22 protein-coding genes are annotated in these 24,579 nt (G+C 67.5%); 12 read left to right on the top strand and 10 right to left on the bottom strand.

Annotated elements, in window-relative coordinates; all coding sequences use genetic code 11:
- Positions 1–9 precede the first annotated feature (9 nt).
- The 4 genes from FHW97_RS15860 (at position 10) to FHW97_RS15845 (ending at position 6,142) form a co-directional block, all read left to right on the top strand.
- A complete protein-coding gene (locus FHW97_RS15860) occupies positions 10–3,174 on the top strand; it encodes an efflux RND transporter permease subunit (protein WP_168352387.1) in 3,165 nt (1,054 codons plus the stop codon).
- Positions 3,171–4,619, top strand: a complete 1,449-nt coding sequence (locus FHW97_RS15855) for an efflux transporter outer membrane subunit (protein ID WP_168352386.1) — start codon at positions 3,171–3,173, stop codon at positions 4,617–4,619. The genes FHW97_RS15860 and FHW97_RS15855 overlap by 4 nt, the downstream gene beginning before the upstream one ends.
- Before the next feature lie 14 nt (positions 4,620–4,633).
- Positions 4,634–5,389: an MgtC/SapB family protein gene (locus FHW97_RS15850; RefSeq protein WP_168352385.1), complete on the top strand. Its 756-nt coding sequence runs from the start codon at positions 4,634–4,636 to the stop codon at positions 5,387–5,389.
- A 105-nt stretch (positions 5,390–5,494) separates the two neighbouring features.
- Positions 5,495–6,142, top strand: coding sequence for a GntR family transcriptional regulator (locus FHW97_RS15845; RefSeq protein WP_168352384.1), 648 nt, complete (start codon positions 5,495–5,497; stop codon positions 6,140–6,142).
- Between the two features lie 27 nt (positions 6,143–6,169).
- On the opposite strand, the gene FHW97_RS15840 is transcribed toward FHW97_RS15845, so the two are convergent.
- Positions 6,170–6,955, bottom strand: coding sequence for an enoyl-CoA hydratase/isomerase family protein (locus tag FHW97_RS15840; protein WP_168352383.1), 786 nt, complete (start codon positions 6,953–6,955; stop codon positions 6,170–6,172).
- 93 nt (positions 6,956–7,048) lie between these two features.
- On the opposite strand from FHW97_RS15840, the gene serS reads away from it, so the two are divergent.
- Entirely contained in the window at positions 7,049–8,329 is a 1,281-nt protein-coding gene (gene serS / locus FHW97_RS15835) for a serine--tRNA ligase (RefSeq protein WP_168352382.1), read from the top strand.
- Positions 8,330–8,334: 5 nt separating this feature from the next.
- Positions 8,335–9,141 carry a M23 family metallopeptidase gene (locus FHW97_RS15830; protein ID WP_168352381.1) on the top strand — a complete coding sequence of 269 codons (807 nt, stop codon included), beginning with the start codon at positions 8,335–8,337 and terminating at the stop codon, positions 9,139–9,141.
- Positions 9,142–9,279: 138 nt separating this feature from the next.
- Here FHW97_RS15830 and FHW97_RS15825 read toward each other — a convergent pair whose 3' ends face one another.
- Positions 9,280–9,672, bottom strand: coding sequence for a DUF1761 domain-containing protein (locus tag FHW97_RS15825; protein ID WP_054132076.1), 393 nt, complete (start codon positions 9,670–9,672; stop codon positions 9,280–9,282).
- Positions 9,673–9,893: 221 nt separating this feature from the next.
- Here FHW97_RS15825 and rimO point away from each other — a divergent pair, with 221 nt between their 5' ends.
- Positions 9,894–11,300, top strand: a complete 1,407-nt coding sequence (gene rimO / locus FHW97_RS15820; RefSeq protein ID WP_168352380.1) for a 30S ribosomal protein S12 methylthiotransferase RimO — start codon at positions 9,894–9,896, stop codon at positions 11,298–11,300.
- 20 nt (positions 11,301–11,320) lie between these two features.
- Here rimO and FHW97_RS15815 read toward each other — a convergent pair whose 3' ends face one another.
- The 3 genes from FHW97_RS15815 to FHW97_RS15805 form a co-directional block, all read right to left on the bottom strand.
- Positions 11,321–12,241, bottom strand: a complete 921-nt coding sequence (locus tag FHW97_RS15815) for a cation diffusion facilitator family transporter (RefSeq protein WP_022675036.1) — start codon at positions 12,239–12,241, stop codon at positions 11,321–11,323.
- Positions 12,242–12,328: 87 nt separating this feature from the next.
- The gene (locus FHW97_RS15810) at positions 12,329–14,107 is read right to left on the bottom strand and encodes a methyl-accepting chemotaxis protein (protein ID WP_168352379.1); all 1,779 of its coding nucleotides are present in this window, start codon (positions 14,105–14,107) and stop codon (positions 12,329–12,331) included.
- A 152-nt stretch (positions 14,108–14,259) separates the two neighbouring features.
- Positions 14,260–15,249 (bottom strand): magnesium and cobalt transport protein CorA, encoded by a 990-nt coding sequence (locus FHW97_RS15805; protein ID WP_168352378.1) that lies wholly within the window; start codon positions 15,247–15,249, stop codon positions 14,260–14,262.
- Positions 15,250–15,326: 77 nt separating this feature from the next.
- Here FHW97_RS15805 and FHW97_RS15800 point away from each other — a divergent pair, with 77 nt between their 5' ends.
- From FHW97_RS15800 to FHW97_RS15785, 4 genes are all read left to right on the top strand, one after another.
- On the top strand, positions 15,327–16,835 hold the full coding sequence (locus tag FHW97_RS15800) for an NAD(P)/FAD-dependent oxidoreductase (RefSeq protein WP_168352377.1): 1,509 nt from the start codon (positions 15,327–15,329) through the stop codon (positions 16,833–16,835).
- A complete protein-coding gene (locus tag FHW97_RS15795) occupies positions 16,832–17,608 on the top strand; it encodes a molybdopterin-binding protein (protein WP_168352376.1) in 777 nt (258 codons plus the stop codon). Before FHW97_RS15800 ends, FHW97_RS15795 begins: the two co-directional genes overlap by 4 nt.
- A 149-nt stretch (positions 17,609–17,757) precedes the next feature.
- Positions 17,758–19,785, top strand: a complete 2,028-nt coding sequence (locus FHW97_RS15790) for a DUF3857 domain-containing protein (protein WP_168352375.1) — start codon at positions 17,758–17,760, stop codon at positions 19,783–19,785.
- On the top strand, positions 19,770–20,351 hold the full coding sequence (locus FHW97_RS15785; RefSeq protein ID WP_168352374.1) for a hypothetical protein: 582 nt from the start codon (positions 19,770–19,772) through the stop codon (positions 20,349–20,351). The genes FHW97_RS15790 and FHW97_RS15785 overlap by 16 nt, the downstream gene beginning before the upstream one ends.
- Here FHW97_RS15785 and FHW97_RS15780 read toward each other — a convergent pair.
- From FHW97_RS15780 to secE, 5 genes are all read right to left on the bottom strand, one after another.
- Positions 20,324–21,448 carry an FUSC family protein gene (locus tag FHW97_RS15780; protein ID WP_107718086.1) on the bottom strand — a complete coding sequence of 375 codons (1,125 nt, stop codon included), beginning with the start codon at positions 21,446–21,448 and terminating at the stop codon, positions 20,324–20,326. The genes FHW97_RS15785 and FHW97_RS15780 overlap by 28 nt on opposite strands.
- A gap of 218 nt (positions 21,449–21,666) precedes the next feature.
- On the bottom strand, positions 21,667–22,368 hold the full coding sequence (gene rplA, locus FHW97_RS15775) for a 50S ribosomal protein L1 (protein WP_022675307.1): 702 nt from the start codon (positions 22,366–22,368) through the stop codon (positions 21,667–21,669).
- 4 nt (positions 22,369–22,372) lie between these two features.
- Positions 22,373–22,804, bottom strand: a complete 432-nt coding sequence (gene rplK, locus FHW97_RS15770; RefSeq protein WP_022675306.1) for a 50S ribosomal protein L11 — start codon at positions 22,802–22,804, stop codon at positions 22,373–22,375.
- Positions 22,805–22,985: 181 nt separating this feature from the next.
- Positions 22,986–23,522: a transcription termination/antitermination protein NusG gene (nusG, locus tag FHW97_RS15765; protein ID WP_022675305.1), complete on the bottom strand. Its 537-nt coding sequence runs from the start codon at positions 23,520–23,522 to the stop codon at positions 22,986–22,988.
- A gap of 30 nt (positions 23,523–23,552) precedes the next feature.
- The gene (gene secE / locus FHW97_RS15760; protein WP_022675304.1) at positions 23,553–23,747 is read right to left on the bottom strand and encodes a preprotein translocase subunit SecE; all 195 of its coding nucleotides are present in this window, start codon (positions 23,745–23,747) and stop codon (positions 23,553–23,555) included.
- A 227-nt stretch (positions 23,748–23,974) separates the two neighbouring features.
- Here secE and FHW97_RS15755 point away from each other — a divergent pair, with 227 nt between their 5' ends.
- On the top strand, positions 23,975–24,529 hold the full coding sequence (locus FHW97_RS15755) for a hypothetical protein (protein ID WP_168352373.1): 555 nt from the start codon (positions 23,975–23,977) through the stop codon (positions 24,527–24,529).
- Positions 24,530–24,579: the final 50 nt, after the last annotated feature.

The following is a 24,579-nucleotide window of genomic DNA, read 5'->3' as shown; positions in this document are numbered from 1 at the left end:
GCGCGAGGCATGAACCCTGTCGTTGCCCTGGCCCTGCGCCATCGCGTGCTTGTGCTCATCCTGCTGGCGCTGTTCCTGGTGGGCGGGGGCATTGCCTTTCGCCTGCTCAATATTGAGGCCTATCCCGATCCCGTGCCGCCGATGGTGGAGGTGGTGACGCAGAACCCCGGCCAGTCCGCCGGCGAGATCGAACGCACCGTCACCATGCCGATCGAGATCCAGCTGGCGGGGATCAAGAACGTCAAGAAGGTGGAGACGATCTCGCTGTTCGGCCTGTCGGACGTGCGCGTGCAGTTCACGTTCGATTATGACTATGACCAGGCCAAGCAGCAGGTCATCAATGCCCTGTCGCAAGTGCCGCCCCTGCCCGGCGGGGCGCAGCCGGGCATTTCGCCCACCAGCCCGATCGGCGAAATCTATCGCTATCGTATCGTCGGGCCCAAAAACTATTCCGTCACCGATCTCAAGACCATCCAGGACTGGATCCTGCAGCGCCGGTTCAAGGCGGTGCCCGGAGTAATCGACGTCAACGGCTGGGCCGGCAAGAGCAAGACCTATGAGGTTACGATCGATCAGCGCAAGCTGGTTGCCTATGGCCTGTCGCTGGGACAGGTGCTCAATGCCATCAACAATGCCAACGGCAACGTCGGCGGCCAGACGATCAACCTGGGCCCGCAATCGGCCGTGGTGCGCGGCGTGGGCCTGATCCATTCGATGGATGACATCCGCGACACGCTGGTGGCTACCCCGGCGGCGGGCAAGCCGGTGCAGGTCAAGGACATTGCCACGGTAGAGGTGGGCAACCAGCCGCGCCTGGGTATCGTCGGCCAGGACAACGATGACGACATCGTCCAGGGCATCATCCTGATGCGCCGCGGCGAGCAGAGCTTGCCCACGCTCAAGGCGGTGGAGGCCGAGGTCGACAAGATCAACACCGAGGGCATCCTGCCGCCCGGCGTCCATCTCGAAAAGATCTATGACCGCACCGACCTGATCGACGTGACGACGCATACCGTGCTGGAAAACATGGTGTTCGGCATCGCGCTGATCTTTGCCGTGCAGTGGATCTTCCTGGGCACGTTCCGCAGCGCGCTGGTGGTGGCGGCCACGATTCCCTTTGCCCTGGCGTTCTCGATCCTGATCATGGTGCTGCGCGGGGAATCGGCCAACCTGCTGTCGGTCGGCGCGATCGATTTCGGGCTGATCGTCGATGCCACGGTGATCATGGTGGAAAACATCTTCCGCCATTTGGCCCAGCCACCGCGCGCGCGCTTTGCCGCCACTGGCGCGCTCGATCACCAGGGGGGCATCGCCAGCTTCTTTGGCAAGCTGGGCATCATCGAAATGTCGGCCACCGAGGTCAACCGCGCGATCTTCTTTGCCGCGGCGATCATCATCGCCGGCTTCCTGCCGCTGTTCACGCTGACCGGGGTGGAAGGGCACATCTTCGGACCCATGGCCAAGACTTATGCCTATGCCATCATCGGCGGGTTAATCGCCACATTCACCGTGGCGCCGGTGCTTTCGGCCTTCCTGCTCAAGGACGAGGAGGAAGAGCGCGAGACGCCGATCGTGCGCGCGATGCGCCGCGTCTATGATCCGGCGCTGCGCTTTGCCCTGGCCAATCGGGTGGTGGCGCTGGGCACCATGGCGGCGCTGCTGCTGGCAGCGGGCATCGCCATGCATGGGCTGGGCCTGGAATTCCTGCCCAAGCTGGAAGAGGGCAATTTCTGGATTCGCGCCACCCTGCCGCCCTCGATCAGCTTGGAAGAGGCGCAGGGCCAGGTGAACCGCATGCGGCACATGCTGATGAAGTATCCCGAGGTGAAGACCGTCATCAGCCAGCTTGGCCGCCCCGACGACGGCACCGATACCACCGGCTTCTTCAATGCCGAATTCTACGTACCGCTCAAGCCGGCCAGCCAATGGCCCAAGGGCTTGACCAAGGAAGCGCTGACCCGCCAGGTGAATGCCGAACTCGCCGCCCCCTTCCCCGGCGTGGAGTTCAATTTCAGCCAGAACATCGAGGACAATGTCGAGGAAGCCGCGAGCGGGGTGAAGGGCGCCAATTCGATCAAGCTCTATGGCAATGATCTGCAGGCGCTGGAAAAAACTGCCTATCAGATCAAGGCCATCATGGCCAAGATCCCCGGCATTACCGACCTGTCGGTGTTCGATGCGCTGGGCCAGCCCACGCTGAACATCAAGATCGATCGCGACAAGGCCGCGCACTATGGCCTTGCGCCTGGGGACATCAACGCCGTGGTCCAGGCCGCGATCGGCGGGCAGGCGGCGGGCAACCTCTATGAATATGGCTCTGACCGCAATTTCCCAATCGTGATCCGCCTGGCGCCGCAGTTCCGCCAGGATCTGGCCGCGATCCGCGCCATCCCAGTGGCGGTGCCCAATGCCACCGGCGGGGTCAGCCAGATTCCGCTTTCGACCGTGGCCGATGTCAGCCTCGTCTCGGGCTATTCCTTCATCTATCGCGAAAACCAGTCGCGCTACATCCCGATCAAGTTCTCGGTGCGCGGGCGCGATCTGGGCAGCGCCGTCCTGGAAGCGCAGCACAAGATCGCGGCCGAAGTGAAACTGCCGCCCGGCAGCCGCATCGAGTGGGTGGGCGAATTCGGCGATCTCCAGGCCGCGCTTGCCCGGCTGGAAGTGGTCGTGCCGATCAGCCTGGCGCTGATCGTGATGCTGCTGTTCCTCAACTTCGGTTCGGTGCGCGATACCGCCCTGGCGGCCAGCGTGATGCCCATGGCGCTGGTCGGTGGCGTGCTGATCCTGGCGCTGACCGGAACGCCGTTCAGCGTGTCGGCGGCGATCGGGTTCATTGGCCTGTTCGGCATTTCGGTGATGGAGGGCATTCTCGTGCTGGCCTATTTCAACCAGTTGATCGGCAATGGCATGGACCGGGCGCAGGCCGTGCTGCATGCCGCGCGCACCCGCTTCCGCCCGGTGATGATGACCTGCATCGCGGCCTGTGTCGGCTTGCTGCCGGCGGCGGTATCGACCGGCATCGGCAGCCAGGTGCAGCGCCCGCTGGCGATGGTGGTGGTCGGCGGCATCCTGCTGGCGCCGGTGCTGATCCTGATCGTGTTGCCGGTGATGATCGATCTGTTTTCCAACCGCCCGGTTCGCCCGGCACAAGCGCCGGAGCAGGCGGCATGAGCGCGCGGCGTTTGATCACGGCGGCGGCCTGCACGCTGGCCAGCGGGTGTGCCGTCGGCCCCGATTTCCACGCTCCCGCGCGCCCTGCGCAAACCGCCTATGCCCCGGCCACGCCCAGCGCGATCACCGCGCCCGATGGCGTTGCCGGCGGTACGCAGGTGCTGTCAGCGGGCGCGGTGGCGGGCGAATGGTGGCACGCCTTCGGCTCGCCCGCGCTCGATGCGCTGATCGACCGGGCGCTGGCAGCCAATACCGATCTGGCCGCCACGCGCGCCGGGCTGAGACAAGCGCGCGAGCTGTGGCTGGCGCAGCGCGGGGTGCTGTTTCCCACGGTCGATGCCGGGGCCACCACCAACCGCGTCAAGGGATCGCAATACCTGGCCCCGGTGCCCAACAATTCAAGCTTCACCTACAGCCTCCAGACCGCGCAGGTGAACGTGGGCTACACACTCGATCTGTTCGGCGGCAACCGCCGCAGCGTGGAGCAAGCGCGCGCGCAATACGATGCCCAGGCCTATCAGGCGCAGGCCGCGCGGATCACTCTGATCAACACCGTGGCGGCCACCGCGTTTCAGCGCGCCGCCCTGCAGGAACAGGTCGATCAGCAGCGCCAGGTGATCGCCCTGCAACAGGAACTGCTGGCGATCACCCGCCACCAGCTGGCCGTGGGCCAGGCCGCCGGCGTCGACCTGATGGCGCAGCAGGCGCAACTGGCGCAGGCGCAAGGCGCGCTGCCGCCACTCGAACATGCCCTGGCGCAAAGCCAAGACCTGCTCGCCTATCTCACCGGACAGGGCGCGGCCGATGGACCGCTGGCCCCGGTTGCATTGTCGCAGGTAACGTTGCCGCGCGAACTGCCGCTCAGCCTGCCGGCGCAGCTCGTGCGCAACCGGCCCGATATCCGCGCGGCCGAAGCCAACCTGCACGCCGCCAGCGCCGGGGTGGGCATCGCCACCGCCAACCGCCTGCCGCAGATCACCATCGGCGCCAGCGCGGGCGGCAATTCCGGGGGCTGGTCCAGCCTGCTGTCAGCAGCCAATGCGTTCTGGTCGGCCGGGGCAGGCCTGACCCAGCCGATCTTTGCCGGCGGCGCCCTGCTCCACCGCCAACGCGCGGCGCGCGCCGCCTATGACCAGGCAGACGCGCAATACCGCTCCACCGTGCTCGCCGCCTTTCAGAACGTCGCCGATACGCTAGCCGCGCTTGCAGCCGATGCGGCGGGCCTCGCCGCCGCGCAAGACGCGCGCCGGGCGGCACGCGATACCCTGGAAACCACCGCACGCCAGGCCCGCGATGGCGCCGTGGCGCCCACGGCCGAACTGCAGGCCCGCATCGCCCTGCTTCAGGCCGACCAGGCCCTGGCCCAGGCGCAGGCCGCGCGGCTGACCGATACCGCCGCCTTCTATGAGGCGCTGGGCGGCGGGTGGCATTCTCCGGCCGGCTGATCTAGGTGCCGGTCATGTCCGTTACCTCCCAGACCCTGCCCGATCCGGCCTCGATCGCCGCGCTGTTCGATGTCGATCTGGTCGGGCTGATCACCAGCCTGATCTGCCTGTCGACCGCGTTCGTGCTGGGCACGCTGATCGGGCTGGAGAGGCAATGGCGCCAGCGCACCGCCGGGCTGCGCACCAATGTGCTGGTGGCGGTGGGCGCGGCCGCGTTCACCGATCTCGGCCTGCGGGTTGCCGGGGTGGATGGCGGGGTGCGGGTTATTTCCTATGTCGTATCGGGCATCGGCTTTCTCGGCGCCGGTGTGATCATGAAGGAAGGCACGCAGGTGCGCGGGCTGAACACGGCGGCCACGCTCTGGGCCAGTGCGGCGGTGGGCAGCTTTGCCGGCGCGCGCAAACCAGCGGAAGCCGTGCTGGTTGCGATCTTCGTGCTGGCCGGCAACACGCTGCTGCGCCCGCTGGTCGATGCCGTCAACCGCCGCCCGCTGACGCCGGGCGAGACGGAGGCGCTCTATCGCGTGCACGTGGTCTGCGCGGCGGAAAACGTCGCCACCGCGCGCGATCTGCTGTTCGAGGAACTCGACATGCACCACTATCCGATCCGCGAGATCGAGACGCTGACCGATGGCGACACGCAGGTCGAACTTGGCGCGATCCTGGTGCCGACCACCGCCAACCCGGCGGATCTCGATGCGATCACCGCCCACATCGGCCGCCACGCTGCCATTACCAGCGCCACCTGGACGGTCAGCACCACGCATTGATCGGGCGCCGGCAGGCATTGCGGTTACCGGCGCGTGGCATATATGGTCGCGCCCGGCCGGAACAGGAATTGCCCCCCGTCGCTGCGGCTGCTGGAGTAAGCGGGAATGAGCCTTGTTGTGCGCACGCTGGCCGATCGGATTTTCGATCTCGTGCGCGAGAAAGTCGTCTCTGGCGAGTTGGCGCAAGATCAGCCGATCCGGCAGGATGCGCTGGCCGCCGAATTTGGCGTGAGCAAGATCCCGCTGCGCGAGGCGCTGGCCCGGCTGGAGCAGGAGAACCTGCTGGTTTCCCATGCCAACCGTGGCTACTTCGTCCGCGCGATGAGCGCTGACGAGGCCGAGGAAATCTATGCCCTGCGCCTGGCGATCGAACCGGCGGCGGTTGGCCTGGCGGCACTGGCCGCCACCGACGCCGAACGCGCCGCCGCCACCGCCGCGATGGACGCGCTGGACAAGGCCGCTGCCGGCCAGGCCGAGCAGGTGGCCATGCGCAACCGCGAGTTCCACGTTGCGCTGGCCCGGCCCTGCCGCCGCGTGCTGACCGTGCAACTGATCGAGCGGCTGCAGTTCCTGTCGGAACGCTATACCGTGGCCCATCTCGCCCCGGCCGGACGCGGCGACCGCGCCCATGACGAACACAACGGCCTGCTGCAGGCCTGGCTGGCGCGCGATGCCGCCCGTGCCGAGGCACTGGCCGCCGCGCACATCACCGGCACGCTGCAGGACCTGCGCCAGCAATTGCACCAGGCCTGATCCCGCTTGGGCAGCGCAGCCGCAGCATCAGGCCCCGGTAAAGCGCGCCGGCCGCCGCTCGAACACGGCTGCCACGCCTTCGGCATAATCGGCGGTTTCGCGCAAGAGTGCCTGCCGCGCCAGTTCGTGGTCGAGCGTGGCCGCCACCTCCTGCGCCAGGCCGCGCGCCAGAGTGGCCCGCACCTCGACCAGGGCCAGTGGCCCGTTGGCGGCCACGGCGCCGGCCATGGCCAGCGCCGCTGCGTCAAGTTCCTCTGCCGGCACGAGGCGATCGACCAGGCCCCATTGCAGCGCCTGCTCTCCCTTTACTCGTTCGGCCGAGAGCATCATCCACGCCGCGCGCTGTTCCCCCACCACGCGCGGCAGGGTGTGGCTGATGGCAAAGCCGGGGTGAAAGCCCAGCGCCACGAAATTGGCGCAAAACCGCGCTGCCGGGCTGGCAATGCGGAAATCGGCGGCCAGGGCCAGGCCCAGCCCTGCCCCCACCGCCGCGCCGCCCACTGCCGCGATCATCGGCTTGCGCCGGCCAAACAGGCGCAGCGCCTGGTCATAGAGCCGGCGGATCGCGGCCAGCCCATCGGGCCCGCTTTCCCCGGCCGCGCCGCCAACCAGGTCTGCTCCGGCGCAAAAGGTCTTGCCTTGCGCGCGCAGCACGATCGCGCGCACCTGCGGATCGGCATCGCAGGCCTCCACCGCATCGGCGATCTCGCCCAGCAATTCCACCGACAGGAAATTGAGCGGCGGATGCGCGAGGGTGATGATGCCAAGATGATCGGCAACCTGAAGGGCGAGGCGGTGCGGGGTCTGCGTCATGCGCGCCTTGTTCCTGATCTGCCCTTTTCCGGCAAGTCTCATCGCATCGGGCCGATTGCATCCGCGCAGCCTTGCGGGCATAGCCCGGCAACCATGCATGATATCCGCCTGATCCGCGAAAACCCGCAAGCCTTCGACGCCGCCCTCGCCCGCCGTGGCGTGGCCCCCGTCTCTGCCGACATCCTGGCGCTCGACGCCCGCCGCCGCGAGGTGGCCACGCGGATGCAGGAGGCGCAGGGCCGCCGCAACGAAGCCTCGAAGCTGATCGGCGCGGCCATGGCCAAGGGTGACAAGGACACCGCCGAAGCGCTCAAGGCCGAAGTCGCCACGCTGAAGACCACGCTGCCCGCGCTGGAAGAGGAAGAACGCCAGCTTTCCGCGCAAAGCCTGGCCGCGCTGGCCGCCCTGCCCAACCTGCCCGCCGATGCCGTGCCCGAGGGGGAAGACGAAGCCGGTAACGTGGAAGTGGCCCGCTGGGGCACCCCGCGCAGCTTTGCCTTTGCGCCCAAGGAACACGCCGATCTGGGGCCGGCGCTCGGCCTGGACTTTGAAACCGGCGCGCTGATTTCCGGCGCGCGCTTTACCTTCCTGCGCGGCCAGATGGCCCGCCTGCAACGCGCGCTGGCGCAGTTCATGCTCGATCACCAGACCGGCGTGAACGGCCATGTCGAATGCGCCCCGCCGCTGCTGGTCAAGGACGAGGCGGTGTTCGGCACGGGCCAGTTGCCCAAGTTTGCCGAAGACCTGTTCCGCACTACCGACGGGCGCTGGCTGATCCCCACAGCCGAAGTCTCGCTGACCAATGCCGTGCGCGAACAGATCCTGGCCGAAAGCGCGCTGCCGCTGCGCATGACCGCGCTGACCCCGTGCTTCCGCAGCGAAGCCGGTGCCGCCGGGCGCGACACGCGCGGCTATATCCGCCAGCACCAGTTCGACAAGGTGGAACTGGTCACGATCTGCAAGCCCGAGGATTCGGCTGCCGAGCACGAGCGGATGACGGCGGCGGCGGAATCGGTGCTCCAGGCGCTGGACCTGCCCTATCGCAAGATGCTGCTGTGCGCCGGTGACATGGGGGCGACTGCCCGCATCACCTATGACCTGGAAGTGTGGCTGCCGGGGCAGGATGCCTATCGCGAGATTTCCTCGTGCTCCAACTGCGGCGATTTCCAGGCGCGGCGGATGAACGCGCGCTATCGGCCGGACAATGCCAAGGGCACCGAATTCGTCCATACGCTCAATGGTTCGGGCCTGGCCGTGGGCCGCACGCTGGTGGCCGTGCTGGAAAACTACCAGCAGGAAGACGGCTCGGTAGAGGTGCCAGCAGCGCTGGCGCCTTACATGGCCGGGCTCACCCGCCTGGTGCCGCAGGGCTGAGCGCCATGGGGCGGATGCAACGGCGCGGCCTGGGCTTCCTGCTCGCGCTGCTGCCGTCGGCATCGCTGGCTGCGCCGCCCGCCCCGCCCGCACCGCCGCCGCCGCCGCCCTATGAAAGCCCGATCATCGCCTGGACCTATGTGGTTCAGCCGGGCGATACCTTTGCCGCGATTGCCCGCCGCATGGGCGTTTCGATGGCGGCGCTCGCGGCGGAAAACCGTGTGCCATTGCCCTATCTGATTACCCAGGGGCAAGTGCTGCGCCGGCCATCGCCAGCAGGTGACGCCGTGCCGCCCGCACCCCGCCCTGCTTCACGCCCGGCGCCAGTGCCTCGGCCGGCACCCCGCCCGGCGCCTGTCGCACGCCCCGCGCCACCGCTGCGCCCGGCCCCCGAAACGGCCCCGGCACACCAGCGTGAGACTGGCGCCCCGCGCCTGTCCTGGCCCACATCAGGCACGATCGTGGCGCGCTTTGGCGTGCGCCAGGCGCAGGGGCGGGCCAACAACGGCATCGATCTGGCCGCGTTTACCGGTATGTCGGTCCATGCCGCAGCCGCTGGTCGCGTACTGTTCGCCGGCACGGAGCCACAGCGCTTTGGCCAGTTGATCGTGATCGACCACGGCGGTGGCTGGGTCACCGCCTATGCCTATCTCGGCCGGGTTGACGTGGTGGAGGGCCAGCGCGTGACCGCCCGCCAGCCGATCGCGCGCATCGGCCGCAGCGGCGAAGCGCAAAAGCCGACACTGCATTTCGAACTGCGCCGCGACAATGTGCCGCGCGATCCGGCGCCCTATCTGCCGGTGCGGTTGTAGGTTTGTTCATGGCCCCAGCACCACCCCCAACCCCCTCCTCTGAAGAGGAGGGGGAGTTAAGGTGCTAAAAATAAAGCCCCATCCTCTTTAGAGGAGGGGGTTGGGGGTGGTGCGAGGCCTTACGCCGACTCTAGAATATCAGAACCGGCCCAGCAGCCAGAACACCGTGCCCATGGCCAGATAGCACAGCATGACGCAGCCGGCATCGATCATCGCCAGGCGCGTCGAGGTGCGCTGCTGGGTATAGCCGATCCACAGGCCGGGAATGACAAAGGCACCGGCCAGGCCGCCCGACATCATGAAGAAGAGCCAGGGCTTTGCCGCCAGAGTGGCCGCGCCGACGCGGGCGAACATGTGGCCCATCATTGTGGAACTGACCAGCAGCAGGCCCGCGGTGATCGCCAGCGTGCGCCAAGGCGCCATGCGCAGGCCCAGCCCGCCCGGCCCCACTTCGGCCAGGCGTGCCCGGCCAAAGAGCGGGCCATACCACAGGCCCTGCACCGCCAGCGCCGCCAGAACGGCCAAAATCACTGCAAACCAGTTTACCGGACCCATTGCACCTCTTTCCCGTGCCACGCCCCCGTGTGAGCCAGTGCGTAGACCCAGCGCACGCAAAGCGCAAACATGTGACAGGAAATCATCGTTTTCCTTCCACGCTCCGTCGCAGCGATCGGCGCCCAAGCCCAGCAAGGCCGGGGAAAAGCCATGATGAGGTGACGCGCGCGCCTTTTGCGCGTATGGGCGCGCGCACAATGGCCACATTTCCCCCCGATTCCCGCGACACCACCCCCGCCCCCGAGCCCAAGCGCATCGGCATGGTCAGCCTGGGCTGCCCCAAGGCGCTGGTCGATTCCGAACGCATCCTTACCCGCCTGCGCGCCGATGGCTATGCCATGAGCGCGGACTATGCCGGGGCCGATGTCGTGCTCGTCAACACCTGCGGGTTTCTAGATTCGGCCAAGGAGGAAAGCCTGGCCGCGATCGGCGAGGCGATTGCCGAAAACGGCCGCGTGATCGTGACCGGCTGCATGGGCAACGAGGCCGAGGTAATCCGCGCCCGGTTCCCCGATGTGCTGGCCGTGACCGGCGCGCATCAGTACGAAGCCGTGGTGGAAGCGGTGCACGAAGCCGCGCCGCCGGCGATGGGCCCCTATTTCGACCTGATCCCCCAGGCGCTGGATGACATGGGCGGGGTCAAGCTCACCCCGCGCCATTACAGCTATCTCAAGATTTCAGAGGGCTGCAACCACGCCTGCTCGTTCTGCATCATTCCCGACCTGCGCGGCAAGCTGGCCAGCCGGCGGATCGATGCCGTGCTGCGCGAGGCGGAAAAGCTGGTGGCCGCCGGCACCCGCGAACTGCTGGTAATCAGCCAGGATACCTCGGCCTATGGCGTGGACGTGCGCCACGAGACACGGACCTGGAAAGGCCGCGAGGTGCGCACCCACATGACCGACCTGGCGCGCGAGCTGGGCCAGCTGCGCACGCCCGATGGCCAGGTGCCGTGGGTGCGGCTGCACTATGTCTATCCCTATCCGCACGTCGACCAGGTCATCCCGCTGATGGCGGAAGGGCTGCTCACGCCTTATCTGGATATCCCATTCCAGCACGCCAGCCCCAAGGTGCTGCGCGCGATGAAGCGCCCGGCCAACGAAGCCAAGGTGCTCGACCGTATCAAGGCCTGGCGCGCAATCTGCCCCGACCTGGCGATCCGCTCCAGCTTCGTCGTCGGCTTCCCCGGCGAGACCGAAGAGGATTTCCAGTACCTGCTCGACTGGCTCGATGAAGCCCAGCTCGATCGCGTCGGCGCCTTCCGGTTCGAACCGGTCGAAGGCGCGGCGGCCAACAGCCTGCCCGATGCCGTGCCCGACGCGGTCAAGGAAGAGCGCTATGCCCGGATCATGGCCAAGACCGAGGCGATCAGCGCCGCGCGCCTCGCCGCCAAGGTGGGCCGCACGATCCGCGTAATCATTGATGACGTCGGCGAGCCGGACGAAGACGGCGATATCGGCGCCACCGGCCGCAGCCAGGCCGATGCCCCGGAAATCGATGGCGCGGTCTATCTGCGCAACGTGCCCGCCAGCCTCAAGGCCGGCGATTTCGTGAGCGTGGTGGTGGAAGAGGCCGATGCCCACGACCTCTATGGCGTGATCGCCTGACCACCTGAACGCCCCGCTGCTCAGCCGTCGAGAGCCTCGGTCGCGCTGTCGCGCGGGCGAACATAGACGCGCGCCACCAGGGGAAAGCGGCTCGATACCTCGGTCTCGATCGCCAGCACGATGCGCTCCACGTCGCGCGCGGTGATCGTATCGTCGAAATCGGCGCTGATGATCACGGTCACCATCGTTGGCGCACTGTGCACGGTCAGCACTTCGTGCACGCGCACCACCCCGGTGTGGGCAGCTGCGGTGGCGCGGATCGCCGCGACCAGCTGGGGATCGGCGCTTTCGCCGATCAGCAGGCCCTTGGCTTCATAGAGCAGGATCAGCGCGAGCGCGCCCAGTACCAGCCCGATCACCACCGAGGCCATCCCATCCCACAGCGGATTGCCGGTCAGCAGGCTGAGGCCAAGGCCCAGCGCGGCGACGACCAGGCCGACCAGCGCGCCGGAATCCTCCAGCAGGATGACCAGCGTGGGCGCATCCTTGGTATCGCGGATCGCAGCCCAGACCGTGCCGCGCCGCCCGCGGTTGAAATCGCCCAGCGCCGCCAGGATCGACCAGCCTTCCAGGCCAAAGGCCACGCCCAGCACGGCAAAGGCGATCAGCGGGCTTTCCGCCGGCTCGGGATGCAGGATGTGCATCACCCCTTCGAAAACCGAAACCCCCGCGCCCAGAGCAAAGACCAGGATCGCGACGATGAAGCTCCAGAAATAGAGCTCGCGGCCATAGCCGAAGGGATGCAGCGCATCGGCCGGCTTCACCGCGCGCGAGCGGCCGTGCAGCAGCAACAGCTGGTTGGTCGAATCGACCATGCTGTGCACGCCTTCGGTGAGCATCGCAGAAGAGCCGGTAAACGCGGCGGCCACGAACTTGGCCACGGCAATGCCGAGATTTGCCCCCAGGGCAATCAGAATGGTGCGTGTCGATCCACCGGCCATGCGCGGTCAGGTCCCCTGTTGTCGTGACGAAGCACGGGGCTAACGCGCAAGGACGGTGAATGTCACCCGATTAGTTGCGCCGGTCGCTCAGGCCGCCAGGCGGGTATGGCCGGCGGGCGCATGGCCGGTGCCCAGGTCGAACTGGCCAACCAGCTGGCCCAGGGCATTGGCTTCGTTCGACAGGCTGCGCGAGGCGGCCGTGGCTTCTTCCACCAGCGCGGCGTTGGCTTGGGTGATGCGGTCCATGTCGGATACCACGGTATCGACCTGGCCGATCGCGCCGGCCTGCTCTTCGGCCGAGCGGGCGATCGCCTCGATCATTTCCGACAGGCGCGAGGTGCGCTCCACGATCTGGCCAAGCGCGCTTTGCGTTTCGCCGATCATCTGCACGCCATTGCCCACGTCGCGATCGCTCTCGCGGATGATCGCGGTGATTTCCTTGGCCGCTTCGGACGAGCGCTGCGCCAGGCTGCGCACTTCGCTGGCGACCACGGCAAAGCCCTTGCCAGCGTCCCCGGCGCGCGCCGCTTCCACCCCGGCATTGAGCGCGAGCAGGTTGGTCTGGAACGCGATGCCTTCGATCAGCGCGACGATTTCCTGCATGCGGTTGCTCGACTTGGCGATGTCTTCCATGGCCGAGACGGCCTGGGTCATCGTCTCGCCGCTGGCACGCGCCTCATGGCGGGTCTGCCGCGCGGTGTCGCTGGCGTCCTTGGCGGTCTGCGCGGTCTGCGCCACGGTGGTGCTCAGCTGACGCACGGCGGCGGCGGATTCTTCCAGCGCGGCGGCCTGGTTTTCAGTGCGGCTCGACAGGTCATGGCTGGCCGATGCGATCTCGCTGGCACCTACGCGCACGCCCTGCGCGGCCTGGGTGACCTGGCCCAAGGCATCGGCCAGCGTCGCCATCGACTGGTTGAAATCGACGCGCAGCTGCTCGTAATCGCCTGGAAACGTCTCGGTGATGCGGTGCTGCAGGCGCCCTTCGCGCAGCGAGGCCAGCCCCGCGCCCAACGCGCCCACCACCTGCTGCTGCACGGCCATGCGCTCTTCACCGGCACGCGCAGCCCGCCGCGCCACGAAATCCTTGATCCCTTCCAGCGCGCGGGCAATGTCGCCCACTTCGTCGGTCAGCTCATGCCCCGGGATGCTGCGATCGATCTGCCCCGATGCCATGTCCTGCATCGCCTCGGACAGGCGCATCAGCGGGTTCGACACGCGCAGGCGGAACAGCAGGGCGACGCCCAGAGCAACGATCACGGCCAGCACACCCGCCCCCACGGCCATGGACCGCAGATGGTCTGCCTGGGCCACGCCCGCTGCGGTGTCTGCCTTGGCCAGCGTGGCATTCCGCGTGGCCAGGCCAGCAATGCGCTTGCCCATGGTCAATCCCAGGGGATTCATCCGGTCGCGAAACTGGTTATAGGCTTCGTCGTTGCGGTTTTGCAGCGAATAGTCGCGCACCGGGCGGGCTTCCTTGACCCAGGTGTGGAAGATCTGCTGCAGTTCACCCACGGCGTTCAGTTCGTCCTGATCGCCGGTCGGCGCTTGCAAGGCGCGATAGTCGTTCAGGGCCTTGTCGAAATCCGCCACGCGCTGGTCGAACTCGGCATCGAGGCGGCGGGTTTCGGTCAGTTCGTTCGACAGGATGTGCTTGGCGATGGTCAGCCGCAGATCGCCCAGCATGCCACGCAACTGAGTCAGCGCGGTGAGCGTGGGAACCGTGTCGGTTGACATCGCGGTCAACCGCCCACCAAGGCTGCTGGTCGCCGAAATGGCCATGGCCGCACTGCCCACGGCCGCCAGGGCCAGTAGCAGCGTGCCCAGCAGGGAAATGGTGCGAATTCGCAAAGACCCGAAAACAGACATGTGAGAGCCACCCTTGCCTTGCATCATCCCGCGCGACAGATGGCGCGGCCTTTCGCAGTGCATGGACCATGGCGCGTTAAGCCTGCGCCGATGCCGGCATAGGGGATTATGCGAGAGGGGGGCGATGCGCGATGCCGGCCGGAATCAGCCGGTCACAGCCAGCCGATCCGGCGAAAACGCCAATAGAGCCCGCCGCATATCGTCAGGATCACGCCCCAGACGAAGAAATAGCCGTAGTGCCATTTGAGTTCAGGAATGTACTCGAAGTTCATCCCATAGATGCCGGCAACGGCGGTGGGCACGGCGAGCAGGCCCGCCCATGCGGCCAGTTGGCGAGTCATTTCCCCCTGGCGATGCTGTTCGAGCAGGCTGGCGGTTTCGACGATCGCGGCCAGCGTCTCTTTCAGTCCGCGCAGGCGCGCCATGGCGCGGCGCACATGGTCGAGCACGTCGCGAAACCAGATGCGCGCGGTGGGATCGATCAGCGCCACGTGGGATTCGGCCAGGCGCTGGCACACTTCCTCCATCGGGCCGATGATCCGCTCGAACCGGCGCAATTGCCGGCGCAGGCGGAAGATGCGGCGGATCGTCTGCTGTTCGGGAAAGACGTCGATCGCCGATTCTTCCATGGCGTGGGCCACGGCTTCCAGGCGCTCCATGATCGGCAGATAGCCATCGACGATGAAATCGAGCACGGCATGCAGCACATAGTCGGCGCCTTCGGCCAGGCGCTCGGGATCAGCCTCGAGCTTGTCCCGCAGGCCCAGATGCGCCCGGCTGGAGCCGAACCGGACCGAGATGATGAAATCGGCGCCCAGGAAAAACGCCGTCTGGCCATAAGCCAGCGTCTCACCCGGCTCCAGCGTGGCGGTGCGCGCCACCACGAACAGGTGCTTCTGGTACTGGTCCAGCTTGGGCATCTGCTGGGGGTTGAGGGCGTCTTCCACCGCCAGGGGATGCAGGCCATAGTGGCTGGCCACCTGCGCCATCTCCTCGTGCGAGGGCTCGCACAGGCCAATCCAGTCGAATGCCCCATCGGGCACGGCGGAGAACCTGTCGTCCAGGGCAAGCGGGCCGGGAATGCGGACGGCCGAGCGGCCAGTGGGATCGGGCACATAGCGGCGCGCGGCAATGATCGTCATGGCGGCCTATGTGGCAATGGCACGGGAAAAGCGCAATCGTGCTGGCAAAAGCCGGGCAAAGCCTTACGTCCATGGCCATGACGATACACACGCCCGACCTGGATGTGGCGATCATCGGCGCAGGCATCAGCGGCATCAGCATGGCCGCCCACATCGCCCGCGATTGCCCCGGCCACCGCTTTGCCCTGCTGGAGCGGCGCGCCAGCCTGGGCGGCACCTGGGACCTGTTCCGCTATCCCGGCGTGCGATCGGATAGCGACATGCACACCCTGGGCTTCGGCTTTGCCCCGTGGCGCGGCGCCGATGCCATTGCCGATGGCGCGGCGATCCGCGATTATCTGAACGAAACCGTTTCATTGTTCGATCTGGACCGGCACATCCGCCGCAACACCCGCGTGACGGCGGCCGATTGGGACAGTGCCGCCGCCTGCTGGCGCCTGGTATTGATCGATGCGGCGGGGACGGAGCAGCGCCTGACGGCGCGCTTCCTGGTGCTGGCCGCGGGCTATTACGATCACGATGCCGCGCACGATCCGCCGCTCGCTGGCGAGCAGGACTTTGCCGGGCCGATCGTGCTGCCGCAGTTCTGGCCGCAGGATCTGGACGTGGCGAGCCGGCAGGTGGTGGTAATCGGCTCTGGCGCGACGGCCGCCACACTGGTGCCGGCGCTGGCGCAGCGCGGGGCGCAGGTCACCATGCTGCAACGCACGCCCACCTGGTTCATTGCCAGCCCACGGCAAGACCGGCTCGCACAGCTTCTGCACCGCGTGCTCCCGGCCCGCCTCGCCGCGCGGCTGGTGCGGGCGCGCAACATCCGCCTGGGTGCCTGGTTCTACAACCGCGCCCGCCGCGCGCCCGACAAGGTGGGCGCCTGGCTCAAGCGGCGGGCAGCCCGCGCGCTCGGCCCGGCCTGGAACGAAGCGGCGTTCACCCCGCCCTATGGCCCGTGGCAGCAGCGGCTGTGCCTGGTGCCCGATGGCGATCTGTTTGCCGCGATCCGCGCCGGACAAGCCAGAGTGGTCACTGGCCACATCGCCCGGATCGAGGCCGGCGGCGTGGTGCTGGCCGATGGGCAGCGCCTGCCGGCCGACGTGATCGTCAAGGCCACCGGCCTGAAATTGGCCGTGGCCGGCAAGATCGCGCTCAGCCGCGATGGCGTGGCGGTGAACCTGGCCGATCACGTCAACTACAAGGATTGCATGCTGTCGAACCTGCCCAACCTGGTGCAGGTGTTCGGCTATCTCAACGCCTCGTGGACGCTGCGTGCCGATCTGGTGGCCGCGTTCACTACGCGGGTGCTGGCCCACATGGCGCACACCGGCACGCACGTGGCGACGCCTGTGCTGGTGGCAGACCACGGCCTGGAAATGGACGATACGCCCGCGTTTTCCTCCGGCTATCTGCTGCGTGGGCAAGCCATGCTGCCGCGCAGCAGCACCGACCGGCGCTGGCGGCTCAATCACGATTACCTCGCCGATCGCGCGTTTCTGGCCAAAGACCCCCTGGAGGATGGCGTACTGCGCTTTGACCGCGCGCCCCAGCCGCTTGCGCCCGCGCCCGATTGCGTTATCGATACGCCCCGATGAGCGACGCATCCCGCATAGACCCCGCCCGCATCTGGACCGCAGCCCTGCTGGTGATCGGCGATGAAATTCTCTCTGGCCGCACCCACGACAAGAACATCGCCCAGGTTGCCACCTGGCTCAACGTCCAGGGCATCCGCCTCAAAGAAGTGCGCGTGGTGGCCGATGACATGGCCGCGATCGTCGAGGCGGTGAACGCGCTGCGCGCACGCAACGACTACCTGTTCACCACCGGCGGCATCGGCCCCACCCATGATGACATCACCGTGGACGCGGTGGCCGCCGCGTTGGGGGTGGAGGTGGTGATCCACCCGGCCGCCCGCGCGATGCTGGAAGACTATTACGGCCCGCGCGGCGGCGTGAACGAGGCGCGGCTGCGCATGGCGCGGGTGCCAGCGGGCGCCACGCTGATCGAAAACGCGCTGTCGGGCGCGCCGGGCATTGCCGTGGCCAATATCCACCTGCTGGCTGGCGTGCCGCACATTGCGGCAGAGATGCTGGCGGCACTGACCGGCACGCTGCAAGGCGGGCTGCCGGTGCTGTCTGGCACGATCGGCTGCTGGGTGACCGAAAGCGAAGTGGCCGATCTGCTGCGCGAAACCGAGCAGGCCCACCAAGGCTGCCAGATCGGTTCCTACCCGTTTTTCCGCGAAGGCAAGGTGGGCGCCAATTTCGTCATCCGCGCCACCGACCAGGGCATTATCGATGCCTGCATGGCCGATCTCATGACTGGCCTTGCCGCGCTGGGCCGGCAGGGCGTGACCGGCGGGATCTGACCGCAAGCGACGGAAATCTCTCTAGACTTGGCTGGCGCTTGGGGCATTATTCCCGCCGATGGGCGGCGCATGGCGCGCCGCATGGGGGGAACGGCGTGAACATATCCAGGGGCTTGGTCATTGCGGCCGGGCTGTCAACGGCGTCTGCCATGGTCCTGGCAGCAAGCCCCGCCTGCGCAGCCGCGCGCAGCACCACGCGCGAGGTGATCGTGGCCGATCCGGCACCCTGGGTCTTGCCCCCGCCACAGCCGGCCACCGCCACGCCGCCTGCCACCGATGCCGCGCTCGCCGCGATCTATAGCGACACGCAATACATGGCCGGCCCCGATGGCCTGCAGGTCTACAACGCGATGCGCTATCGCATCGTCAAGCCGCAAGGGTTGGCCGCCGGCAACCTTACGCTGACCTGGTCACCCGATGCCGGGCGCATGGTGCTGCACCGCCTGCGCGTGTTCCACGCCGGGGCGATGCGCGATCTGACGCATACCGCCACCTTTTCGGTGATGCAGCGCGAGCAGAACCTGGAACTGGCCACGCTGGATGGCCGGCTGACCGCCGCCTATCAGATCCCCGGACTGGAAGTGGGGGACGAGGTGGAACTGGCCACCACGCTGACCGCGCGCGACCCGACGCTGAGCGATGCGCGCGGCGATCTTTATATCATGCCGCAGGCCAGTGCCACGGGCACGTTCCGCCTGCGCGTGTCGTGGCCGCAGGGCCAGGCGATACGCTGGCAGACAACGCCCGATCTTGCCCCCACCCCGCTGCCCAGCGGCGGCAAGCTGGACGGCATCGCGCTGGAACTGCACGATCCTGATCCGCCGGCCGACGTGCCGCAGGGCGCGCCGGCACGCTATGGCTGGCGCCGCCTGGTGGAATTCACCAACTATGCCAGCTGGCCCGATTTTTCACGCCGGTTGTTCCCTCTCTATGACAAGGCGGCGCGGCTCGCCGCCAATAGCCCGCTCAAGGCCGAAGTGGCGCGGATCGCGGCCGCATCGCCCGACCCCGCCCGCCGCGCCGAGGCCGCGCTGCGCCTGGTGGAAGAGCAGGTGCGCTATGTCTATGTCGGCATGGATGGCGCCAACCTGACCCCGGCCGATGCCGATACCACGTGGCAGCGCCGCTATGGCGATTGCAAGGGCAAGACCGCCCTGCTGCTGGCGCTGCTGCGCGAACTGGATATCGAGGCGCAGCCGCTGCTGATCCAGACCAAGGGGGGCGATGGCCTGGCCGATCGCCTGCCCAATGCCGCGCTGTTCGATCACGTCGTGGTGCGCGCGACCATCGCCGGCAAGCCCATGCTGCTCGACGGCACGCGGCTGGGCGATCGCTCGCTGGCGATGATCCTGCCTCCGCCGTGGCGCCAGGGCTTGCCGATCACGGCCGAAGGCGCGCCGATCCTGTCGCTGCCCACGCCGCCACCGGTGCTGCCGCGCATGGTGGCGGTGCTCGATATCGATGCCAGCGCGGGGCTGTCTGCCCGTGCCAAAGTGCGCGCGCGCCATATCCTGCGCGGTGACGAAGCGCTGGTGATCCGCAGCTATCTGAGCAGCCTGCCCGCCGTGGACGCCGAACGGGCGCTGCGCAAGTATTGGGAAGCGCAGGAAAACTGGCTGGTTGCCGACAAGGTTTCGTGGGAAGCAGACGAAGCGCATGGCGCCGTGGTGCTCAGCGCGCAAGGCCTGGGCGACATGGATTGGGAAGACATGGGCGATGGCGCGCATCGCTATTACCTGCCGGGCGCCGGCTTCAGTCCGCCTGATCGCCTGCGCCGCCGCGCCGACCAGGACCAGACGCTGCCCTATGCCACCGATTACCCGGCGTTTCGCTGCTGGGCCACGACGGTGCGCCTGCCCGCACCGGCCGCCGCGCACGACTGGACCTATTACGCCAAGCCGGTGGACCGTTCGCTGGGCGGTGTCGCCTATTGGCGCAAGGCCGGGCTCACCGGCACGGTGATGCGCACGGTGATGAGCCGGCGCGTGCTGCTGCCGGAAATCAGCGCGGCCCAGGCGGCCGAACTCAACCGCCAGATTCCCAAGTTCGACAACGACATGTCATCAGTGTTCGAACAGACTGCGGTGAAAGGCGTGGCCCCGGCCAACCACGATGCCGCGCCGTTTGCCGACGATAACGACTGGCTGGCCGCCAAGACGCCATGCACCGCGCCATGATCGTCGGTCGCACCCTGGCGGGAGCCGCTCTACTGGGCACCACGCTGGCGGGCTGCGTGCCAGCGCGCCTGCCGGCGCTGGAAGCGACGCTCGCCGCCCAGCCCAGCGCCACGGCGGCCCTGGCGCAATGGTGCGCGGTGCAGCACCTGGCTGATCCGGCCACGATCCATGCCGCGGCCGATCGCACGCCGCGCGCGGCGCCTGCGGCCGTGCGCGCTGCGCTGGGTGTGAGGGCGGATGCGCCGCTGGGCTATCGCCATGTGCGCCTGTCGTGCGGCAATGTCGTGCTGTCCGACGCGCAGAACTGGTTCGTGCCAGCGCGGCTAACCCCGGCGATGAACCAGACCCTGGCCAGCACCGACACGCCGTTCGGCACCGTGGTGGCGCCGCTGCATTTCACGCGCCAGCGCCTGGCCGCGCAGCGCGGCCGCATGGCCGAATGCCCGGCCGGCACCGTGCTGTCACACCGCGCCGTGCTGCGCCGCCCCGATGGCGCAGCGATCAGCCTGGTGGTGGAATGCTATACCCGCGCCAGCGTTCAGACCCCGCCTGCCTCGCTGCGCTGATTGGCCGGAACGACCGCCGTGCGCACCCGCGAAAGCGCTGCGCCCAGCAGCAGCACCGGTTCGAGCACGGCCATGCCCACCAGAATGCCGACCAGGCGATCAAAACCGGGGGCGATATGCGCCGCTTCCCAGCTATCGGGCACCAGTACGACCAGCACCGCCAGGGTGAACTGCGTGCCGACATAGCCGCGCCCGTGGTTGCCGTTTTCCAGATGGCGGCCCAGCGCCACGCCCATCGCGGTGCCTGCCAGCATCAGCGCGGCCCGCGCCGGGCCATGCAGCAGCGCGGCCAGCCCCAGCACCAGCGCCGCCAGGGCGCCACCCGCCAGGCAGCCGAGCAGGCGATACCACAGCCGCCGGCTGACCTGGCGCAGGCCATTGGGGCCGTCCACCGCCGTCACGGGAATCAGCATCACCGCCATGATCGTGATCGCGCCCGATACCAGCGAGGGCAGATCCCACAGCGTGGCCAGGCCGAGCAGCAGGGCCAGGGCCAGGCCGCCCCGCGCGCCGTGGAGCAGCGCATCGGGACGCCAGCCCACGCCCTGCGGCTTGGGCGCGCGGATCGCCGGCCAGCGGCGGCGCAGCGTCCATGCCGACGCTAGGCTCACCGCCATGCAGGCGGCCGTGCCGGCCAGGGTTTCGATCATGCGCATCACCGCAAAGGCCCGCGGATCGGCCAGCGGCATGGCCACGCGATCGTAGAGCATCATGGCAAAGGTCAGGCCCAGGAACAGCCAGGCATAGGCATGGCGCCCGGTGATCGCGCCATAGAGGCTGACCGTGCCGGCCAGCGCCATCGCCATGGCCAGCACCACCATGTTGCCGCCGAGCGGGCTTTCCAGCACGGCAAGGCACGCCAGCGCGCCCAGCGCCGTGCCGATGATGCGCAGCAGCGCACGGCGCAGCGTTTCCAGCGGATAGCCGCGCATGACCATGTAGCCGGTGAAAGCCGCCCAAGAGACATGAGTGGCACCGATATGGTGCGCCACCAGGATCGCCAGCAGGACCGAGGCGACGCACTCCGCCTCGTCCACCAGGCGCGGGGCCAAAGGATCGGCATCGGGATCTGGCGCTGCGAGAGAGGCAGAAGACACGGTCACAGCCCTGTGATTAGGCGAGCCAGGCACGCGCGCCTAGAGCATTTTCAAGGCAGGTGGAATCACCTGCCGACTCGGAAAATGCGGAAAATCAAAAGGCTAGAGCGCCGGCTTTGACGCAGTCAAAGTCGATCGCGCTCTAGCCCCAACGGAAAGGGGCCGGGAAGGCAAACCCTCCCGGCCCCGAAATCCTGTTTGCCTTGACGGCGTGCGGCTTAGCTGCCGTGCACCTGGGCAACGTCGATCTTCAGGCCGGGACCCATCGACGAGGACAGGCCGACCTTGCGGACATACTTGCCCTTGGCGCCCGACGGCTTGGCCTTGACGATTGCATCGACGAAAGCGTCGAAGTTGGCGCGCAGCGCTTCGTTCGAGAACGAGAGCTTGCCGATGCCGCCGTGGATGATCCCGGCCTTTTCGACGCGGAATTCGATCTGGCCGCTCTTGGCCGACTTCACGGCGTCAGCGACGTTCGGCGTCACGGTGCCCAGCTTCGGGTTCGGCATCAGGCCCTTGGGGCCCAGCACCTTGCCGAGGCGGCCAACCAGACCCATCATGTCGGGCGTGGCGATCACGCGACCGTAGTCGAGGTTGCCGGCCTGCATGTCTTCCAGCAGGTCTTCGGCGCCCACGCGGTCAGCGCCGGCGGCCAGAGCCGCTTCGGCCTTGTCGCCACGGGCGAACACGGCAACCTTGACGTCCTTGCCGGTGCCCGACGGCAGGCTGACCATGCCACGGACCATCTGGTCGGCATGGCGCGGGTCGACGCCGAGGTTCAGCGACACTTCGAGCGATTCGTCGAACTTGGCGCTCTTCAGATCCTTGAGCAGCTGGATGGCTTCATCCACGCCGTAGATCTTCTGGTTGTCGCCGAGCTTTTCGACGAGGGCCTTCTGCTTCTTGGTCTGCTTTGCCATGGTATCAGCCCTCCACAACCTGCAGGCCCATCGAACGGGCCGAGCCCTCGATGATCTTGGCGGCCTGTTCGATGCTGTTCGCGTTCAGGTCCTTCATCTTGGCCTGGGCGATTTCTTCCAGCTGCGAGCGCTTGATGGTACCGGCCGAAGCCTTGCCCGGGGTCTTCGAACCCGACTTGATACCCACGGCCTGCTTGATGAAGAAGGTGGCGGGCGGAGTCTTGGTCACGAAGGTGAACGAGCGGTCCGCATAGACCGTGATCACGGTCGGCAGCGGCGTGCCCTTTTCCACTTCCTGGGTGGCGGCGTTGAATTCCTTGCAGAAACCCATGATGTTGACGCCGCGCTGACCCAGCGCGGGCCCGATCGGCGGCGAAGGCTTTGCTTCGCCGGCCTTGATCTGCAGCTTGATATAGCCTTCGATCTTCTTGGCCATGATGGCCTCCTTTCATCCTGTTGGGGCATGTGCCCCGCAGAGTAAGCGGTGATAACGAGCGGCCGAAACTGCTCTACCGCGCGGAATCGGGCGGGCACGAAACCCGCCGCGAAGTGGGCGCCCTTAGCAGGCAAGGCCGGAAACGCAACCAGAAACGGCCGCGCCCGGCAAAAGCTGGTGCTTACTTGACCAGTTCGACTTCGTCGAAGCCGAGCTCCACCGGGGTGGCACGGCCGAAGATCGACACCGAGACCTTGACGCGGTGCTTGTCGAAATCGAGCTCTTCCACCACGCCGTTGAACGTGGCGAAGGGACCGGCGTTGACCTTGACCGAATCGCCGATTTCGTAATCGACGGCAACCTGGCGGGCCGGCTGGGCAGCGGCCTGTTCGCGCGCGCCGAAATAGCGTGCGGCTTCCTTTTCGGAAATCGGCTGCGGCTTGCCATTGTGGCCGAGGAAGCCGGTCACCTTGGGCGTGTTCTTGACCAGGTGATAGATGTCGTCGTTCATCGCCAGCTTAGCGAGAACGTAACCGGGCATGAACTTGCGCTCGACCGAGATCTTCTTGCCGCGCTTCACTTCGGTCACGGTTTCGGTGGGCACTTCCACCGCTTCGACCAGCTGCGACAGGCCGATGCGCTCGGCTTCGGAGATGATCGATTCGCGGACCTTGCTTTCAAAGCCGGAATAGGCGTGAATGATGTACCAGCGGGCCATAAGTGGGTCTCTTGTACGAAGGTTTGTGGATCAGGCCAGCTTGAGCAGCCACTGCACGATCATGCCGAACACGCTGTCGATGCCCAGGAAGAACACCGCCAGGATCAGCATCATGATGCCCACGAAAATCGCGGTGGTGGTGGTTTCCTGGCGCGTGGGCCACACCACCTTGCGCGCCTCTGCCTTCACCTGATTGAAGAATTCGCCGGGGCTGGTCTTGGCCATAGCCGTGCTGCCTTCGCTGCCTGAATGAATCTCGTCCCTTCCGCCTAGGGGCCATCGCCGCCCCGGACAGGTCCGGGAGGGGCAGGTCAGGGCTCCGATGTCGGAAAGTTTGCCGTATCTAGGGCCAAGCGCGCCGCTTGGCAAGGGTGCAGGCTGCCAAGCCCCCAAGGCGCCTGCTGCGCGCCAGCGTAAAAGACTCGGATACGAGCGGGCATTGATCCGTTAAGGTGAGCAAACGCATCCTCAAGGAGTGCCCGACCATGCGCGCCATTGCCGCAACCGCTGCCCTGATCCTGGGCACCGCCATCAGCCTGCCAGCCATGGGCCAGCAGGCCACCACCGACACCACCTCGCGCACGCCGCTGCCGGGCACCCCGCCGGGCGTCAGCAGCCGGGCCACGATCGGCGCCGGCATCGGCCCGATGACCGGGGTGAGCCCCGCCATCGGCCCGGTGCGTTCTCCCGGCGGCGACGGCACGGGCCGGCCCCAGCCGGGCACGCCTGCCGATCCGGCAGCCACCAGCCTCAACAGCACGGGCATGGCCGGCGGCTTTGGCGCCAGCCGCCGCACCACGATCGGCCAGGGCAGCGCAACCGGAACAGCGCAAAGCGCGCTGGGCAGCACGCTGCGCAGCCCGGTCGATCCGATGGGCCGGGCGATGACCGGCGCCACCGGGGGATCGACCCTGGGCGGCGGCGCGGCGGGTAGCACGGGAAGCCGGGCCGGCCACGCTGGCACCACCACGGGTGGCGCTGCCAGCGGAACCACGGGCGGGCTGTGAAACGGCGGTGAGCCAATGAAAAAGGCCGCATCCCAAACGGGTTGCGGCCT

This window comes from Novosphingobium sp. SG754, assembly GCF_013149315.1.
In the GTDB taxonomy this organism is placed as follows: Bacteria; Pseudomonadota; Alphaproteobacteria; order Sphingomonadales; family Sphingomonadaceae; genus Novosphingobium; species Novosphingobium capsulatum.
This window is presented reverse-complemented; position numbering and strand designations above follow the sequence as displayed.

Excerpts from the sequence above, each read along its gene's own strand:
- FHW97_RS15860 (WP_168352387.1), top strand. The coding sequence starts at position 10 with ATGAACCCTGTCGTTGCCCTGGCCCTGCGCCATCGCGTGCTTGTGCTC.
- FHW97_RS15855 (WP_168352386.1), top strand. The coding sequence starts at position 3,171 with ATGAGCGCGCGGCGTTTGATCACGGCGGCGGCCTGCACGCTGGCCAGC.
- FHW97_RS15850 (WP_168352385.1), top strand. The coding sequence starts at position 4,634 with ATGTCCGTTACCTCCCAGACCCTGCCCGATCCGGCCTCGATCGCCGCG.
- FHW97_RS15845 (WP_168352384.1), top strand. The coding sequence starts at position 5,495 with ATGAGCCTTGTTGTGCGCACGCTGGCCGATCGGATTTTCGATCTCGTG.
- FHW97_RS15840 (WP_168352383.1), bottom strand. The coding sequence starts at position 6,955 with ATGACGCAGACCCCGCACCGCCTCGCCCTTCAGGTTGCCGATCATCTT.
- serS (WP_168352382.1), top strand. The coding sequence starts at position 7,049 with ATGCATGATATCCGCCTGATCCGCGAAAACCCGCAAGCCTTCGACGCC.
- FHW97_RS15830 (WP_168352381.1), top strand. The coding sequence starts at position 8,335 with ATGGGGCGGATGCAACGGCGCGGCCTGGGCTTCCTGCTCGCGCTGCTG.
- rimO (WP_168352380.1), top strand. The coding sequence starts at position 9,894 with ATGGCCACATTTCCCCCCGATTCCCGCGACACCACCCCCGCCCCCGAG.
- FHW97_RS15815 (WP_022675036.1), bottom strand. The coding sequence starts at position 12,241 with ATGGCCGGTGGATCGACACGCACCATTCTGATTGCCCTGGGGGCAAAT.
- FHW97_RS15810 (WP_168352379.1), bottom strand. The coding sequence starts at position 14,107 with ATGTCTGTTTTCGGGTCTTTGCGAATTCGCACCATTTCCCTGCTGGGC.
- FHW97_RS15805 (WP_168352378.1), bottom strand. The coding sequence starts at position 15,249 with ATGACGATCATTGCCGCGCGCCGCTATGTGCCCGATCCCACTGGCCGC.
- FHW97_RS15800 (WP_168352377.1), top strand. The coding sequence starts at position 15,327 with ATGACGATACACACGCCCGACCTGGATGTGGCGATCATCGGCGCAGGC.
- FHW97_RS15795 (WP_168352376.1), top strand. The coding sequence starts at position 16,832 with ATGAGCGACGCATCCCGCATAGACCCCGCCCGCATCTGGACCGCAGCC.
- FHW97_RS15790 (WP_168352375.1), top strand. The coding sequence starts at position 17,758 with ATGGTCCTGGCAGCAAGCCCCGCCTGCGCAGCCGCGCGCAGCACCACG.
- FHW97_RS15785 (WP_168352374.1), top strand. The coding sequence starts at position 19,770 with ATGCACCGCGCCATGATCGTCGGTCGCACCCTGGCGGGAGCCGCTCTA.
- rplA (WP_022675307.1), bottom strand. The coding sequence starts at position 22,368 with ATGGCAAAGCAGACCAAGAAGCAGAAGGCCCTCGTCGAAAAGCTCGGC.
- rplK (WP_022675306.1), bottom strand. The coding sequence starts at position 22,804 with ATGGCCAAGAAGATCGAAGGCTATATCAAGCTGCAGATCAAGGCCGGC.
- nusG (WP_022675305.1), bottom strand. The coding sequence starts at position 23,522 with ATGGCCCGCTGGTACATCATTCACGCCTATTCCGGCTTTGAAAGCAAG.
- secE (WP_022675304.1), bottom strand. The coding sequence starts at position 23,747 with ATGGCCAAGACCAGCCCCGGCGAATTCTTCAATCAGGTGAAGGCAGAG.